The 16,776-nt window shown below is 49.4% G+C and carries 18 protein-coding genes and 1 other RNA gene; 3 read left to right on the top strand and 16 right to left on the bottom strand.

Features of this window, described 5'->3' with window-relative positions; translation table 11 throughout:
* Positions 1-4: 4 nt before the first annotated feature.
* From galE to tadA, 16 genes are all read right to left on the bottom strand, one after another.
* A complete protein-coding gene (galE, locus tag Q0E49_RS03295) occupies positions 5-997 on the bottom strand; it encodes a UDP-glucose 4-epimerase GalE (RefSeq protein WP_295746535.1) in 993 nt (330 codons plus the stop codon).
* 50 nt (positions 998-1,047) lie between these two features.
* Positions 1,048-2,010, bottom strand: a complete 963-nt coding sequence (locus Q0E49_RS03300) for a Ppx/GppA family phosphatase (RefSeq protein ID WP_295746536.1) — start codon at positions 2,008-2,010, stop codon at positions 1,048-1,050.
* Positions 2,003-4,255, bottom strand: coding sequence for an RNA degradosome polyphosphate kinase (locus tag Q0E49_RS03305; RefSeq protein WP_295746537.1), 2,253 nt, complete (start codon positions 4,253-4,255; stop codon positions 2,003-2,005). Before Q0E49_RS03305 ends, Q0E49_RS03300 begins: the two co-directional genes overlap by 8 nt.
* A gap of 3 nt (positions 4,256-4,258) precedes the next feature.
* The gene (locus Q0E49_RS03310) at positions 4,259-5,710 is read right to left on the bottom strand and encodes an exopolyphosphatase (protein WP_295746551.1); all 1,452 of its coding nucleotides are present in this window, start codon (positions 5,708-5,710) and stop codon (positions 4,259-4,261) included.
* A gap of 226 nt (positions 5,711-5,936) precedes the next feature.
* A complete protein-coding gene (locus Q0E49_RS03315) occupies positions 5,937-6,698 on the bottom strand; it encodes an acyl-ACP thioesterase domain-containing protein (RefSeq protein ID WP_295746538.1) in 762 nt (253 codons plus the stop codon).
* A complete protein-coding gene (rsmI, locus tag Q0E49_RS03320; RefSeq protein WP_295746539.1) occupies positions 6,695-7,576 on the bottom strand; it encodes a 16S rRNA (cytidine(1402)-2'-O)-methyltransferase in 882 nt (293 codons plus the stop codon). Before rsmI ends, Q0E49_RS03315 begins: the two co-directional genes overlap by 4 nt.
* 5 nt (positions 7,577-7,581) lie before the next feature.
* Positions 7,582-7,947 (bottom strand): DNA replication initiation control protein YabA, encoded by a 366-nt coding sequence (locus tag Q0E49_RS03325; protein ID WP_295746540.1) that lies wholly within the window; start codon positions 7,945-7,947, stop codon positions 7,582-7,584.
* 13 nt (positions 7,948-7,960) lie between these two features.
* On the bottom strand, positions 7,961-8,959 hold the full coding sequence (gene holB, locus Q0E49_RS03330) for a DNA polymerase III subunit delta' (protein ID WP_295746541.1): 999 nt from the start codon (positions 8,957-8,959) through the stop codon (positions 7,961-7,963).
* Between the two features lie 19 nt (positions 8,960-8,978).
* Positions 8,979-9,299, bottom strand: a complete 321-nt coding sequence (locus Q0E49_RS03335) for a cyclic-di-AMP receptor (RefSeq protein WP_295746542.1) — start codon at positions 9,297-9,299, stop codon at positions 8,979-8,981.
* 17 nt (positions 9,300-9,316) lie between these two features.
* Positions 9,317-9,961, bottom strand: coding sequence for a dTMP kinase (gene tmk, locus Q0E49_RS03340; protein WP_295746543.1), 645 nt, complete (start codon positions 9,959-9,961; stop codon positions 9,317-9,319).
* A 10-nt stretch (positions 9,962-9,971) separates the two neighbouring features.
* Positions 9,972-10,226 (bottom strand): YaaL family protein, encoded by a 255-nt coding sequence (locus Q0E49_RS03345; RefSeq protein WP_295746544.1) that lies wholly within the window; start codon positions 10,224-10,226, stop codon positions 9,972-9,974.
* Positions 10,227-10,237: 11 nt separating this feature from the next.
* Positions 10,238-10,837 carry a recombination mediator RecR gene (gene recR, locus Q0E49_RS03350; protein ID WP_295746545.1) on the bottom strand — a complete coding sequence of 200 codons (600 nt, stop codon included), beginning with the start codon at positions 10,835-10,837 and terminating at the stop codon, positions 10,238-10,240.
* 3 nt (positions 10,838-10,840) lie between these two features.
* Complete coding sequence (locus Q0E49_RS03355; protein ID WP_295746546.1) at positions 10,841-11,149, bottom strand: YbaB/EbfC family nucleoid-associated protein; 309 nt, start codon at positions 11,147-11,149, stop codon at positions 10,841-10,843.
* Between the two features lie 15 nt (positions 11,150-11,164).
* Complete coding sequence (dnaX, locus tag Q0E49_RS03360; protein ID WP_295746547.1) at positions 11,165-12,934, bottom strand: DNA polymerase III subunit gamma/tau; 1,770 nt, start codon at positions 12,932-12,934, stop codon at positions 11,165-11,167.
* 119 nt (positions 12,935-13,053) lie between these two features.
* An RNA gene (gene ffs, locus Q0E49_RS03365) (signal recognition particle sRNA small type) lies at positions 13,054-13,140 on the bottom strand.
* Between the two features lie 47 nt (positions 13,141-13,187).
* Positions 13,188-13,733 (bottom strand): tRNA adenosine(34) deaminase TadA, encoded by a 546-nt coding sequence (gene tadA / locus Q0E49_RS03370; RefSeq protein ID WP_295746548.1) that lies wholly within the window; start codon positions 13,731-13,733, stop codon positions 13,188-13,190.
* 249 nt (positions 13,734-13,982) lie between these two features.
* On the opposite strand from tadA, the gene nrdH reads away from it, so the two are divergent.
* The 3 genes from nrdH to Q0E49_RS03385 form a co-directional block, all read left to right on the top strand.
* Positions 13,983-14,204, top strand: coding sequence for a glutaredoxin-like protein NrdH (gene nrdH / locus Q0E49_RS03375; protein WP_102280939.1), 222 nt, complete (start codon positions 13,983-13,985; stop codon positions 14,202-14,204).
* Positions 14,205-14,297: 93 nt separating this feature from the next.
* Positions 14,298-16,475 carry a class 1b ribonucleoside-diphosphate reductase subunit alpha gene (gene nrdE, locus Q0E49_RS03380; protein ID WP_295746549.1) on the top strand — a complete coding sequence of 726 codons (2,178 nt, stop codon included), beginning with the start codon at positions 14,298-14,300 and terminating at the stop codon, positions 16,473-16,475.
* A gap of 63 nt (positions 16,476-16,538) precedes the next feature.
* On the top strand, positions 16,539-16,776 hold a 238-nt coding region (locus tag Q0E49_RS03385), incomplete at its 3' end, for a ribonucleotide-diphosphate reductase subunit beta (RefSeq protein WP_295746550.1).

Below are 16,776 nucleotides of genomic sequence, written 5' to 3' on the forward strand. Positions count from 1 at the left end.
AGCATTACTTATCGTTGTAACCCTGTGGATGAGTGGAGTGCCACTTCCAAGCAGAGGCAATAATGTCATGAACATCATCATATTGCGGCTTCCAGCCCAGCACCGAACGGGCCTTGTCACTAGCTGCCACCAACGCATCGGGATCGCCTGGCCGGCGTGGTGCCATCTTTGCCGGAATGGGCTTGCCAGTTACTTCACGAGCTGCTTCCAGCATCTGCTTGTTTGAGAAGCCAGTGGAAGAACCCAGATTAAAGGCATCACTCGGGTTGCCCGCCTGCAAGTACTTAATCGCCAGAATGTGCGCATCGGCCAGGTCCATCGGGTGAACATAGTCGCGGACATTCGTCCCATCTGGGGTGTTGTAGTCATCACCAAAGATGCTCAACTCATCACGCTTACCAGCGGCAACCTGCAAAATAATCGGTACCAGGTGGGTTTCTGGGTGGTGGTCTTCACCAATCGAACCATCTGGCTTCGCCCCCGCCACGTTAAAGTAACGAAGAGCAACAAACTTAATCCCGTACGCCTCGTCACACCACTTCATGATCTTTTCCATGGCCAACTTGCTTTCCCCGTAAGGGTTAATTGGCACTTGAGGGTCACTTTCCTTAATTGGCATGTGCTCAGGGATACCATAAGTGGCAGCAGTCGAACTGAAGACAATGTACTTAATCCCGTGGTCGTGCATTGCTTCCAGCAGGGTAATCATCCCGCCAGTATTGTTATCAAAATACTTTAATGGTTTCTTCATCGATTCAGCAACCAGCGAAAAGGCGGCAAAGTGTACTACCGCCTCAATTTTTTCCTTGGTAAACAGTTCATCAAGGAACTCCCGGTTCCGAATGTCACCTTCATAAAAGCGCGCTTGACTGTTAATAGCGGCGCGGTGACCAGTGGACAGGTTATCAGCCACCACGACGTCATAACCCTTTTCCACTAAGTCAGCAACCATATGAGAACCGATATAACCGGCCCCACCAGCAACAAGAATTGCCATCTTTGACCCTCCAATAATGTAAACATTTTCTTTCCAATTCTACCACAAGGCTAAGCGAAGTCCAGCCGCTGAATCATCTCCGGGTTCACCTCGCCCGCTTGGTATTGAAAGAGCAGCCCTTCACGCAGACCGTTGCTACTAAACATCAGCTGCTTCATATGAAGCTGACGTAAAAGCGCCATCAATGGCAGCAAACCACCAACAATCACGTCTGCGCGGGCAGCGGACACACCGCGAATGGCTGCCCGACCAGCCTTTTCAGTAGCAATCAGCTGGTGCATCAAGGCAAAGGCATCACTAGTACTCATCGTCAATCCGTGAACGGGCGGGACGTTGCCACCGTCAGCCAACCGCTGCCAGCGGTACATCTTAGCCAGGGCACGGTTGGACCCGCCCAAAGCTACTACTCGCAGATGACGGGCCCGGTTTAGCCAGCGCTGGCCAGCCAGGACCTCGTCCACGTGAATAATCGCATCGTACAGGTTTTCCGGTGCAATGTGGTCACCAAGATGGTATCGCTGTGACAAGAGCACCGACCCCATCGGTAAACTAATAGCTTCTTCGGCATACCCATCGTCGACCAGGATCAGCTCCATGCTGGCACCGCCAGTATCGATAATCAGGCCGTTTTTGATTGGAAGGGTCCGCGATACACCTAAGTAGTCTAAGTACGCCTCGTGCTCACCAGAAATCACGTGAATATCCAGACCGACTTCCCGCTTTACCCGGTCAATAAACTCGGCGCGGTTAACTGCCTGACGCACGGCCGCCGTCGCTGTCGTAATGAGTTGGACGTTCGGAATCGTCCGACAGATATCCATAAAGCGCGCCAGCTGGGCCACCGTTCTTTCGATTGGCGTCGTTTTCAGCAGCTTTTCTGGTCCCATGTCTTCGGATAAGCGCACGTATTCCTTTTCGTAGCGAAGTAATTTTGTCTGCCCACTGTCAGTCAGCTGGCTGACTTTCAGCCGGACAGAGTTAGAACCCAAGTCGATAATTGCTAAGTTAGTCATGTTGATTACCCTTCACCCGTTTCAAGTGTAGTCGTGGGACATGCCGGGTTAATGTTTCGAACACTGTCGAAAGATGGCGTTTATTTTCCTGTTCGCGGTGCTCATCAGCCCGGTGTTTTTCAGCTTCGTCCATAAAATGCTGCTGAGAATTAAACTGTGGTTGGCCTGCCGAGTCCAGCAGCTCGTATTCGCTGCCATGGAGAACCCAGGTATTGACATTATCCTTCCACATACTGTCAAAGATTTGGATCGCTTTTTGCTTCGTCAACGCACCCTCAACTGGGAACAACTCTTCCACCCGGCGGTTCAGGTTACGGGTCATCATGTCAGCACTAGAAAGGTAAATATCCGAATGCCCATTGCTTTCAAAGTAGTAAATCCGCGAGTGCTCCAAGAAACGGCCAACAATACTGTGCACTTCAATCTTCCCGTTTAATGCCGGCAAATCATTACGCAAACAAGTAATCCCCCGCACCAGCAGCTGGACCTTCACCCCGGCAGCAGCGGCGTCGTACAGGCGAGCAATAATCTGCTTGTCGGACAGGGAATTCATCTTCATCCGGATTAAAGCTGGGTTACCGCTCTTGGCCACTTCAATCTGCTCATCAATCTTGGTATCAATAAACTGGCGAATGCCGTGCGGCGAGACATGCAGTTTGTGGAAGTAACGTGGCCGGGCAAAACCTGACAGCATATTGAACAGGTTGGTCATATCAACCCCGATTTCGTAATCGCAGGTAAACAGCCCCATGTCGGTATAAAAGTTCGCGGTCACGTCGTTATAATTACCCGTTCCCAGGTGGACGTAGCGGCGAATCCCATCGTGGTCCCGACGAATCACCAGCGCCAGTTTACAGTGCGTCTTTAGGCCAACTAAACCGTAAATAACGTGGCACCCCATCTGCTCCAAGCGGCGTGCCCAACGAACATTATTCTTTTCGTCAAACCGGGCCTTGACTTCCACCAGCACGGTGACCTGTTTGCCTGCCTGGGCGGCCTGTCCCAGGTATTTAATGATCGGCGAGTTTCCGGATACCCGGTAGAGGGTCATTTTAATTGCCAGGACGTTCTTATCAATGGCCGCCTTATGAATAAAGTTGACCACCGACTGGAAGTCGTCGTAGGGATGTTGAACCAGGTGGTCCTTCTCCCGCATTGCCTTAAACAAGTCATGGTCCATGTCAAATTGGGGGTCCAGGTAAGGCTTAAACCGGCGGTAGCGAAGGTCGTCACGGTCCTTTACCATTCCTGACAACTTCTTCAAAAATGTCAAGTCGACTGGGCCATCAACCCGGTAAAGGGCCATTGAACTAACCTTTAAGTTCTTCACCAGGTGGTTCTCTAACCACGGATCGATATCACCTTGAACTTCCAAGCGCATTACTGAACCGTGTTCCCGCTCACGCAGCTGGTGCTGAACAGCCCGCAAGAGGTCAGAAGTATCGGCTTCTGCAACGTCGAGGTCCATATCCCGACTCACCCGGTAAGTTCCCGTCGATTGGATAAGGTACCCCGGGAATAGCTGGTCCAGGAACTGTTTGACTACTTCGTCCAGCAAAATAAAAGTGTTTTCGTGTGGCAGCTTTACCAGCCGCCGATAGATATCAGGAACCCGGACAGTCGCAAATTTTTCTTCCGCTTCATTACGGTCATCGTGCGGTTCCTGGGGCCGGCCAGCGACTTCCTGGTCACCTTCCAGGACCGTCTGTGGTGACTGCGCTTGCGCATCCTTGGGTGCCCGCTTGAGTTTGATCGCAATGTTTAGTGAATTATTGCTAATAAACGGGAACGGCCGTGAGCTATCATCAGCCATCGGTGTCAAAACCGGCAACAATTCTTCGTTAAAGTAACGCCGCAAAAAATCCTGCTGATGATCATCCAGCTCATCAAAGTGACGGAAATAGATTCCTTCCTTAGCTAGTGCTGGCAACAATTCATCGTTATAAACCCGGTAGCGTTTTTCGACCATCCGGTGTTCCTTCTGGTTAACCGCTGATAATTGCTCTTCAGGAGTCATTCCTGAGGCATCGGTCGTGGTCACGTTGGCCGCAACCAGCTTGTGAAGTGAGGCCACCCGGACCATAAAGAACTCATCAACGTTACTCTGAGTAATGCCTAAAAAGTTAGCTCGTTCCAGCAACGGGTTTTCCTTTTGCCGGGCCTCTTCCAGGACCCGACCATTAAAGTCAATCCAGCTTAATTCCCGGTTAACGTAGTTTTGTGATTGGTAAAAATCCTTATACATGAACTAAGCTCCTTCCACAATCAAGACTGGCTGCAACCCAAACACGTTTTTGAAGACCTTATTTTTCCGACCAAATGCCCACTGCTCGACAACCAGGTTGTCCGTTGCTTGAACGGTAATCAACAGCCGGCCATTCTCCAGGCGTAATTTAACTCGACTAATCTTTTGTAAGCGTGAATCATCAAGTGAATCAGCAACCCGCAAAATTGCCGCTAATTTGCCAACAATGAGCTGACTTTCCCCGTCCAGTTTTTGAAACGTTGGCTGGTGAACGTCGGGGCTCTCAGAACTATGGAAGCGTGCCACTTCAGCCACAATCAGGTTATCCTTCGCTGACAACCCAATCAGCGGGTTAGCCTCCAAGATATAGGCTGAGTGACGGTAGTGCCCCTGGGGGTTAATGAAGTTGCCAATGTCATCAATTTTGCCGGCAATTTCGAGCAGCAAGCGCTCATGTCGTCCCAGCCGGTGAATTGGTTGCAAGGCATCAAATAATTTCAACGAAACGTCCACCACAAAGTCGTTGTGCGCTGAATCAGCCCCGTAACGACGTGCCATGTTATCCGCTGATGTCCGAATCATGTCATTAATCTGTTGCTGGTCACCAAAGGCCACCTTGGTCACCCCGTCAATTTCAGTAATATTCGTCGTGTAAATGGACTTCGCATCCAGGAGCCGGATGACCCGTGAAATGACTAAAAAGTTTGGCAGCACCCAGTTGACGCTCTGCTCGTTCACATCATAATTACTGATGATGTATTGGTCCGGGGCATCGACTACCTGATTGTAGCGTTCCTCCAGCTTTTCTCGTGGGAGCTCGGCCACCCGCCGGTCACCAGTAACAAAGGTGTCGGCAATTGTTCCAATATTTTGAATGAGCAGCTTTGATTTCTTCACGTGACGCAGCTCCGGAACCAGGTACTCCAGCTTACTACTGATGTAATCCAGGATAATTTCACTGGGGTTAGTCGTTGTTTGCCGAAGAGTATCAACAAGGTGGCTTACCCGGGCACCGCCCAGGTCAATATTCCATGACATTTGAAACTTCTTATGCCGGAAATAACCCAGTGTCGCCGTATCCAGCCCCATCGTTAAGACGTAGAGGTTCTTGCTAGCCAGTTCGCTAAACTCCGGGAGGTCACTCATTAATGTACTGAAGGTGTCGGCCACCAGTTGATTATTGTTCAACCACTTAATTGCAAAGCCCGTCCGCACGTCAATTTGATCCGCAATGTAGCGGGCTTGCGACATTTGCAGATCCTCCAATTTACCGTAAAACGAAACGTCCTTGACCGCATAGTCGGCCAGGATTCGCCTAAACCCTTCCAAATTATTAACAATTGCCTCAAGGTTGCCAGCATAGTTGGCAATTCGCCGTCGTCCCACGGGCAGCGGCCCTGATTTTACTTCAGTGATCACCTTATCACCAGGCTGCTGAACCACTCGCAGCGTCATTTCGTCCGGGCTGAGGAAAATCAGCCCCTTTGCTTGTTGTTTCACGAAAAGGCTCCCTTCTGAATATTTTATTCCGTTATTCGAATCTCCCTAATTCAAGAATAACACCATTTGTTTCTTTTTTGCCGCTCATTTTTGACTGATAATAATAGTTAGAAACAAAAAGGGGGCGTGACTACGAAGTCATAAATGACTTCTGTCACGCTCCCTGTCTGATCATTAATGATTATTTTTTCTGCCAGGTAAAGCTGGCGCTCACGTTGACCGTCTCTCCCACCTTAATTTGGTGAACGGTTGTCAAGTGACCACTAGTTGTTGGTGCAGCCGTCCACTGGCTAGTCACCATATTGGGATAACGGACTTCCCGCCGATAACGGATGGCCACCGTCGCAACCTGGTGATGAAGGAGGAAGTCGGCTCCCAGGGGGTCCAGCAACCAGTCAAAGTAGCGAGCATTGTTAACGTGCCGGTTACTGTCTAAGTCAAAATAACGGACGCGGTATTCTGCAGCAGTCACGGCTTGCCCGTCAGCCATCTTTAGCGGTTGGTCCAACTTTGGTAACTGGTTGGTTGGTTCCAACTGGTACCTTTGAAAGTATTCCTGGTTGATTGGAACCATCTTCCGCTTTGTTAAGCTCAAAAGGACGCACTGAGTCTTAATCGTTGCGTAAAGTTGTCCCGTTAAGCTCTTCAACCAGTAAGTTCGTTGTGCAAAGAAGCGGTTGGCCGCCGTATATTCGGTTTCCAAAAGGATTATTTCTTCATTTGTGGGTTGTTGTGGAGCAAACCGCGCCTGGTAATTTGTGATCACCCATGCCTGGTCCGAATGAGGGCGTGTCCCGCTCGCTTCTTGCACAGCTTCATCATGTTTTTCAGAGACGAGGACTGCCAAGGCAAAGGCCATGCTCAATTTCAATTGTCCCGTTTCGTCACACTCGAAATACGTGACCTGGTGCTTCATTTGGTAGTGACGTAGATCAACTGTCATTGCTTGCCTCCATCTAAGTGGTGATACTGGCGGTAAAGTTCCTGGCGGTTGAGACCATTGGCTTTTGCTACCTTCTTAATAGCCGCATTCGGCTTCAGCCCATCCTTAATTACCAGGTCGATCTGCGCGTCAACCGGGAGTGTCACTTCATCACTCTCAGTAGTCGCCGGGTGGTCATTTCCACTAACCAGCACGACAAATTCACCGCGAATTTGATTATTTACGGCCCAGTTAACCAGTTCCGCTAGCGTTCCCCGCAAAAACTCCTCATAACGCTTCGTCAGTTCACGAGCAAGGACTGCGCGACGGTGGTCCCCAAAGACTTGGCTCATCACCTTGAGAGTTTTCTTCAGGCGGTGCGGAGCTTCATAGAAAATCATTGTCTCCGGTCGGTTGACCAACGCCGCCAGCTCTTTTTCTTGCTGCTGCGGTTTCCGGTCCAAAAAACCATAGAAGTAAAAGGGCTGTGGAGCTAGACCAGAAGCAATCAATGCAGTGAGGCCAGCATTAGCACCCGGTAATGGCACGACCGGAATTTGGTGGTCGATCGCGGCGGCCACTAATTCCTTCCCCGGGTCGGAAATCGAGGGCATCCCGGCATCTGAACACTGGGCAATTGTCATCCCACTTTCTAGTTTGGCAATCAGCTCGGGAATTCGTTGCTCGGTATTGTGTTCGTGAAAACTAATTTCCCGGGTATCAATGGCAAAATGGTTTAACAACATTTTGGTATGCCGAGTGTCCTCCGCTGCGATCAGGTCTGCTTTTTTCAGGACTTGAATTGCCCTCATGGTCATATCATCAAGGTTGCCAATTGGCGTGGGCACAAGGTAAAGAGTCCCCGTTTGGTGCTTTGAAAAGTCCGACTGCTCTTCCATCCTCGTCACTTCCCCGTTGGCTGGTCCTGTGCCTGATCACGAAAAATGGTTTCCAAACAAAACGTACAGGACTCGTGATCTTCCAACCGCTTGCCATAATACTCGTTGCAAACGTGAAACCCCTGCTTGTAAAGTTTTTGGAGGTTTTGCCGTGAAGGTGTCAAGTGCGTCCCGTCACCCGCCTGCTTGTTACGCTGTTCCTCCAGTACCTGGTGCAGGTGTTCATTCTCAATTGACAGCTCCGCGTTTTCTTCCAAGACCGCGTTGATTTGGTTTTGCAGAATATCCATGCTGTCCACTAGGGCTTGAGTTTGTTTTTCTAACTCAGCAAAGTGATCATAGATATCCCTTTTGCTAATTTGTTGATCCATCCTAAATCCCCCGTCAATGCATAGCATCAATAATTCGGATTGTCAGTTGCTCGGCCACGTTTTGAAAGCTGACATTAGCCGCCATTAACTGGTGGGTCCCTAATGTCAGCTGACTAGCTGCCAAAATTTTCGTCGCTGGATAATGGGCGACAACCTGTTTAATCCGCTGTTCCTGGCTTCTAAAATGTAACTGGTCAGTTCCGTTGGCCACCATCAACGTGTCTCGCCAAACAAGCATCATCAAATCCAGCAGGAGCGACTGGTGTTCCCGACTATCAGCTAATTTCATCATTTCAGTTTCAACCAGCACGTAGGCTAGCATTTTGCCAGCGGCCACCTGCTGGTACCAATCCACAACTGCCTGGTAGGCATTGGTCAGCCAGTCGTTAGTCAACCACTCTTTAACCTGGGCCGTCGAATCAGTTAACCCGGTGACCACTGGCCGCAGCTCCTTCGGCACGCCTGATTCTTCAAGTGATTGTTGCAGTTTTGCCGGTGCGAGTGGCCGTAACTCGAGGAGCTGCGTTCGCGACTGAATCGTCGGTAAAATCGCATTGCGGTTGGTTGTCAACATGAAAATATAGATTCCCTCACCGGGTTCCTCGATAAATTTAAGTAAGCTGTTGGCTGCGCTGACGGTCATTTTGTCAGCATCTTTGATAATGAAAACTTTTTGGTTTCCTTCGAGCCCGCTTTTAGTGAACTCCGCTTTCATCTGCCGGAGCGTGTCCACCTTAATCTGGCGGCCAGTTGGTGCCGCAACGAGGACATCCGGATGATTGCCGCTGAGAATTCGCTGGCATTCCGGACACGTACCGTCTGGTTGCCCGTTATGAACGTGGGAACAAAATAACCTCATCGCAAGCCAGCGAGCTAGGGTCGTCTTCCCACTCCCGCTGGGACCCGTTATTAGGTAGGCATGCGCCAGCTCATTTTGTTCAATTATTCGCTGCAGTCGTTCAATAATGGCCGGCTGCAGCTCGACAGCTCTTTGGACTGCTGCTGACGTCATGCCGTTTCCTCCTTATTGGCTAAAACTGGACAAATTGATCGACGGGAAGAACGAAAACCGTGGCCCCACCAATCGTCACCTTAATTGGAATTGCCGATGCGTTCGTCCCAACCGTTTCTTGGGCAGTGATGTACTCCTCACGCGTCTTGGCATTATTATCAATAATACTGAGTACTTCGTCGACCCGGTCATCCTCAACCCCCATCATAAAGGTCGTATTCCCTTCACGCAGGAAGCCACCGGTCGAGCTCAACTTTGTGGCCCCAATATTGGCCTTCACAAACGCCCGGAGTAAGCGGCTACTATCTTTAGGTTGAACAATTGCTAAGATCAGTTTCATGAATCTGCTCCTTTCTGTCAGTTGCTAAACAGGTCAGCAAAGCGCTGATTAATCACCCGCTTGGTGTCAGCAATGACTTCCGGTAATGGTTGGTTTGCATCTATCAGTTTAATTCGTTGGGGGTGCTGGTGATAGAGTCGTAAGTAAGCCGCATGGACCCGGTGGTGAAAATTCATTGTCTCTTCATCCAGCCGGTTAATCTGGTCAGTGCGGTGTGTTTCAATCCGCGAAATACCAATTTCGGGTGGCAAATCAAAGTAGACCGTCAGCTGGGGCATCGTCCCGTTAGTGGCAAAGGTGTTAATGTCCCATACTTCCTTCTCGCCTAGCTGTCGGCCAGCCCCCTGATAAGCGACTGAACTATCCACATAACGGTCACACAGGATCGTCTTATTGGCCGCCAGTGCTGGTTCAATGGTGCTGACAACGTGGTGGCGCCGGTCGGCCGCAAAAAGGAGGGCCTCAGTCCGGCTATCCATCCCCTTGTTGGCTTCATCAAATAAGATTTGACGGAGCTTCGCAGAGAAGTGGTCACCACCTGGCTCACGGGTGACTACTAATTGGTTGCCTAGTGCCGGCTGTAATTCAGCCACTAAGGCATTGAGTACGCTGGTTTTACCGGCGCCATCAGGCCCTTCAAATGAAATAAACTTGCCTGCCATCTTAATCCTCCTACTGACTGATAACACCCTCGTTCAGCTGGCCATGAGCCCCACGCCGTCGTGCCTTTGCGTACAGGTAAAGATACTTTTTCTCCTGCAACTTAGTCCGGTAATAAAGCTCACTGTTGACCTTGCCTTCGTAAACCGCTTGTTCAGTTTCCTTAGCGTGGTCCCAACTAGCCTTGGTGTCATAAATCAGTTCCATCAGCTGGTAATTACCAATTTTTTGCACCTGGTGTCGGTGCTTATTTGCATGAAAAAACATCTGCGTCCCTCTTAGAGTTCCGTGCGTCCCTGGACTGCTTTCGTTAAGGTCATCGCGTCAGTATAGTCAATATCCGCGCCGGCAGACAAGCCGTGGGCCAGACGAGTAACCTTAATCCCGGCTGGCTTGATCAGCTTGGCTAAGTACTGGGCTGTTGTCTCGCCATCCACCGAGGCATTCGTGGCGACAATGACTTCCTTAACATCTTTTTTCGTTTTCAGTCGTTCGAGTAAAGCTGGAATATTAATGTCCATTGGGCCAGTACCATTAGCTGGCGAAATTGTCCCGTGGAGAACGTGGTAGAGGCCATGATAACTATTCATGTTTTCCATCGCCATGATATCACGAGAATGTTCGACCACAATAATCTGCGACTGGTCACGGGATGGATCACGGCAAATTTCACAAGGTTCTTCTTCGGTAATGTTTCCGCACACGTGACAGTAGTGAAGGTCTGCTTTGACCGCCAGGAGCGAATCAGCAAACCCCTTCACATCGTCTTTCTCCATGCCAAGGGTATAAAAAGCCAAACGGGTAGCAGTTTTTTGACCAATTCCTGGCAACTTCATGTAGGAATCGATCAGTTTAGCGATTGGTTCTGGATACTGCATTCACTACATCCCCAAGCCCTTAGTATACTTGCCCATCGACTTTTCGGTAGCATCATTCACCTTTTTCAGCCCATCATTAACCGCTGCCACTACCAAGTCAGATAACATGTCAACATCATCTGGATCAACAGCTTCTGGTTTGATTTGCAGGTCGACTAACTGCCGGCTCCCGTTAAAGGTCGCCTTGACCATTTCGTCTGGAGCTTCACCGACGAACTGCTGCTCAGCTAATGACTGCTGTTCCTTCATCATCTGCTTTTGCAGCTTTTTTGCCTGCTTCATCATCTGTTGCATGTTCATTCCGTTCATCATTTGAAAGTTTCCTCCTCAATTATCTTCTACTTTAACGATGTCGCTGCCAAACAGTTGCTCGGCTTTGCCTACCACACCATTGTCAGCAGCCTTACTTGTTTCTTTATCCGCCTGCTGCTGGCCGGTTTGCTGCTGTTCCTGGCTCGGCTGGGACGTTGATTTTGCCTGTTTTCCCTTGAGATAACCGTGGGCTACCAGGAAATCCTGCCGGATCTGCGGCCATTTATCAGTTGGCACAAAGGTAACGGCAAAGTCCCCGCCCACCAGCTTGCCAAAGCACTTACTGATGGAGTCCGCCAGCGAACTATCGTTAGCCCGCTCCAACAAAAAGGCCTGGTCAAAGGAGAGCACTACCCCGTCAGCACAGGCCGCCACCGGTTTCGTAAACTCAACCAACCCCTGGTCGATTGGCTGCAGCATTGACAGCATATCCGGCCAGAGATCAACGACCTTATTCAGGTTATCCCGCGAAGCCTTCTCTAAAATCGGGTAAATCTGGTGAACATTGAATTGCCGCCCCTTTTTATTACTCTTGTGGTGGTGAACCTGCGGCGTGGCAGCCTGAGTTGGGGCTGACTGGATCTTAGCGGGGCTGTTTTTGAACTGGTTGATTTCCTGCTGAAGTTGACCAACTTGGTGTTTAAGCTGGTCGACTTCCTGACTATTCGCTGCTGGCGCTGGCTGTTGTGCTACCGGGTGTTGGTCAACCTGGCTTAGTTTAACCGTCATGACTTCCAAGTAGACGTTCGGGTGCGTCGTAAAACGCATCTCCTGTTCCGTCTCATTTAACACGTCAATCATCGCGTAAAGCATTTCTGGAGTAGTATCCTTGACCATCGTTGCCAGCTGCTCATCAGTTAGTCCCGTCTGCTCAACCTGCAGCAGGTCCGGCGACTCACGGTATAACAACAGATCACGGATTAACGTAATCAGGTCCTCAATCAGCCGGTGCCCATCCTTACCAGCCGCTAGTAAATCGGCCAGCGATTTTAAGGCAGCACCACTATCGCCCTTTGCCGTTTCACCGAAGTAGGCCATCAGTTGCTGTTTTTCAACACTCCCGGTGACCAGCAGTGCATCCGCCAATTTAACGTGGTTATCAGAAAATGACATTACCTGGTCCAGGATACTTAATGCATCCCGCATCCCACCTTCAGCAGCGTTAGCAATAACCCACAACGCCTTTTCTTCGTAAGTTGCTCCCTTTTGGTCGAGGATGTACTTCATCCGTTCAAAAGCATCCTGAGCAGAAATGCGGCGAAAATCAAAACGCTGAACCCGCGAAATAATTGTCAACGGAATCTTATGCGGTTCCGTCGTTGCCAAAATGAAGATCACGTTTGCCGGTGGTTCTTCCAGGGTTTTTAAGAGGGCGTTGAAGGCCCCGGTGGATAACATGTGCACTTCGTCGATGATGTAGACCTTATAGTCAGCCTGGGTTGGTGCATATTTCACCTTGTCACGGATGTCCCGAATTTCATCCACACTGTTGTTGGAAGCCGCATCAATTTCGATCACGTCATTTAACCGGCCGGCAGTAATGGCCCGACAGGTCTCGCACTTATTGCATGGTTCTCCGTCTTTTTGGTGGTGACAGTTGACCGCCTTGGCAAAAATTTTAGCAGCCGACGTTTTCCCCGTTCCCCGCGGCCCCGCAAACAAGTAGGCGTGGCTAATTTGGTTAGTAATAATTGCGTTTTTTAAGGTAGTGGTGATCAGCCGTTGACCAACAAGCTCGTCAAACCGCTGCGGCCGCCACACTCGATACAATGCCTGGTAACTCATCGCGCTGCTCCTTTTCTATAGTCTTTATCATTATACTAGCTTTTTTCTGTCCTCCAAGAGTTTAACCTGGTAAATAAAAAAGAAAAACCACCTGCAGAAACAGGTGGCATTAATTATCATCATACTTAGGACACAAGGAATAACTGGCTTAGTGCTGCTTCCTTCCGGACCTGACACGGTTCACTAGCACTCCCTTGTCCTAAGGCCTTACGGCAAGTACTATCATACACTATCTTCTCCCCGTTGACCAGGACTACTTCTTCTCACCAGAATAGCGGCCGCGGCGTCTCGCCCGCCTTTCTGCTTTTTTCCGTTGCCGGACTCGTTTAAAAAAAGTCTTCAGCAGCTGACTGCACTGGGCACGATTAACTCCACTGGTCACCATTACCTGGTGGTTTAGCCGCTGGTCAGCTAACAAGTGGTAGAGGCTCTCTACCGCCCCCGCCTTTGGGTCCGTGGCGCCAAAATACAGATGTCTGATGCGGGAATTGATAATTGCACCGCTGCACATAATACAGGGCTCCAGGGTAACGTAGAGGTCACAATCTGGCAACCGCCAACTAGTAAGTGTCGTACAGGCCTCGTCTAAGGCCATCATTTCGGCGTGATAGGACACGTGCTGAAAATGCTCTGTCAGGTTATGACCCCGGCCAATGATTTGACCATGCCACACAACCACTGCCCCAATCGGCACCTCGTCAATGGCCATGGCTAGCCGGGCTTCTTCAATGGCCGCATCCATAAATTTTTGCTGGAATTCGTTTGTCAAGGGTTTCTCTCCGTTGTCTTCAAGTATCATTTTGTTTCCTTTTCAGTGTAACCGATTCCTCGCTTTGCAGCAAAATGATCTTCCTTTCATATCAATTAACTGCGGCTTTCTTTTGATCAGCCGATAGAACCAGAAATAATCCGCCGGCACTATATGTAGTGGCTATGACAAATTTTATAACAATATCTTGTGGCTCTTTCCGCTTGATTTTCCTCTCCAGCTCGCTATACTATAAGCATCACTTAAAGCATTGATTGCATTAGCGGGGAGGTTTTATAAATGGTTGAAGTATTTTCCAAAAATAATTGTATGCAATGCCGGATGACCAAGAAGTTCCTTAAGCAACACAACGTGCCCTTCGTTGAACACAACATTGACGAACAACCCGAGTTCATTAAGACCCTGAAGTCGGAAGGCTTCTTGTCCACGCCGGTTGTCAAGACTCCGGATGGTTCCGCCTTCTCTGGTTTTCGGCCAGACAAGCTGCAGGCCCTCGCATAAGCCTGCCGCCGGAGTCAGAATGGACCGATCCGCCTTCGGTCTTTTTTTATTGCCTTAACTAGTCCACCAAAGTAAGAAAGAGAGTATTTTATCATGGCCCTGTCAGACATTGATATCACGAAGACAAAGTACTATGACCTCAATAACCAAGTCAACATTCCGAAAAACGGTCAAATTCAACTAGAGAAGGATCGCGAAGCATTGGCGAACTTTATTGAAACCAACGTTCGCCCCAATACCAAGCATTTTTCTTCCTTAAAAGAGCGTTATTCCTGGCTGGTGGAAAATGACTACGTCGAAGCCGGCTTTTTAGCTAAGTATAACGACGACTTTATTGAAAAGCTTTACGCTTACCTGCGTGATCAGTACTTCCATTTTCACTCTTTTATGGCGGCCTACAAATTTTATGCCCAGTACGCCATGAAAACTAATGACGGTGAATACTACCTGGAAAACTACATCGACCGTGTAGCAATGAACGCACTGTTTTATGCTAACGGTGACGAAGAATTAGCCATGGACTTAGCCGATGAAATTATTCACCAGCGCTACCAGCCGGCGACCCCTAGTTTCCTGAACGTTGGTCGTAAGCGGCGGGGTGAATTTGTTTCCTGCTTTGAAATCCAAACCACGGATAATATGAACACGATTGGCCGGACGATTAATTCCGCCCTGCAATTATCCAAGATTGGCGGCGGTGTGGGGATTAACCTCTCCAACCTGCGAGCTGCCGGCGACCCGATTAAGAAGATCGAGGGGATGGCCAGTGGCGTTGTTCCCGTGATGAAGTTGTTGGAAGACAGTTTCACTTACTCCAACCAACTGGGGCAGCGACAGGGGGCAGGGGTTGTCTACCTCAGCGTCTTCCATCCCGATATTGTTGCCTTCCTTTCATCGAAAAAGGAAAACGCCGATGAAAAGGTCCGGGTCAAAACCCTTTCTTTGGGAGTTACGGTACCTGACAAGTTCTATGAGTTAACAGAAAAAGGACTGCCAATTTACCTCTTTAGTCCGTACGACGTGGAGAAAGAATATGGCGTGCCGTTCTCCTACGTTGACATCACCAAGGAGTACGACAAGCTGGTTGCCAACCCCAACATCCGCAAAAAGAAGATGGATGCTCGTGAACTGGAAGATGAAATTAGTAAACTCCAGCAGGAGTCCGGTTACCCCTACATTGTTAACATCGATACCGAAAATCGGGACAACCCGATCGACGGGAAGATTGTCATGAGTAACCTCTGTTCCGAAATTGCCCAGGTCCAAACCCCTTCCGTCGTGGCCAACGACCAAAGCTACGACACCCTGGGAACTGACGTCAGCTGTAATTTAGGTTCAACTAACATTGCCAACATGATGGCCAGTCCCCACTTTGGTCAATCCATTAAGGCAATGATGAGGGCCCTCACCCGTATTAGCGACATTGAACACCTGGATATCGTGCCATCCATCGAAAAGGGCAACCAGGAGTCGCACGCTGTTGGTCTCGGAGCAATGGGGCTCCACAGTTTTCTGGCCAAAAACCAGATTGAATACGGATCACCAGAAGCGGTCGAATTTACCAGTGTTTACTTTATGATGCTAAATTACTGGACACTGGTGGCATCCAACGAGATCGCCCGCGAACGTCACGAAACGTTTAAGGACTTTGCTAAGAGTGACTACGCTAACGGTTCTTACTTTGATAAATACGTTAACCGTGATTGGGGTCCGCAGAATCCACGCGTTAAGCAGCTGTTTGCTGACGCTAACATCAACATTCCGACTGTCGACGACTGGCGACAATTAAAGGACGACGTAATGGCGGATGGTCTCTACAACCGCTACCGCCTCGCGGTGGCACCAAACGGTTCGACTTCCTACATTGGCGACTCCACAGCCAGCCTGCAACCAATTATTAACCGTATTGAAGAACGCCAGGAAAAGATGATCGGGAAAATTTATTACCCCGCACCGTACCTGAGCAACGAAACGATGAAGTATTATCAATCAGCTTACGACATCGATATGCGGAAGGTGATCGATACCTACGCCGCCGCTCAGCAACACGTTGACCAGGCTCTCAGTATGACTCTCTTTATGCGTTCCACCATCCCTGAAGGAATGTACGAATGGAAGACCGGGCGGACTGACAAGATGACCACCCGTGACCTCAACATTCTTCGTCACTATGCCCACCAAAAAGGGATTAAGTCGATTTACTACATTCGGACCTTTACTGATGACAAGGATGAAATTGGTGCAAACCAATGTGAGAGTTGCGTAATCTAGTAATTAGGTTGATAATAAGTAAGCTAAGTTTCGTTTTAAAATCTTGGAGGAGAACAACTAATAATGGCACTGAAAAAATACAAAGCGATTAACTGGAATGAAGTTTCCGATATGATCGACAAGGCGACCTGGGAAAAGTTAACCGAACAGTTCTGGCTTGACACCCGAATCCCTGTTTCCAATGACATGGATGACTGGCGCAAGCTCGACGACGATCACCGGTGGGTTGTTAGCCACGTTTTCGGTGGTTTGACTTTGCTGGACACAGTGCAATCCGAAGCCGGTCTCACTGCTCTCAAGG

The sequence above is a fragment of the uncultured Limosilactobacillus sp. genome, assembly GCF_934202235.1.
In the GTDB taxonomy this organism is placed as follows: domain Bacteria; phylum Bacillota; class Bacilli; order Lactobacillales; family Lactobacillaceae; genus Limosilactobacillus.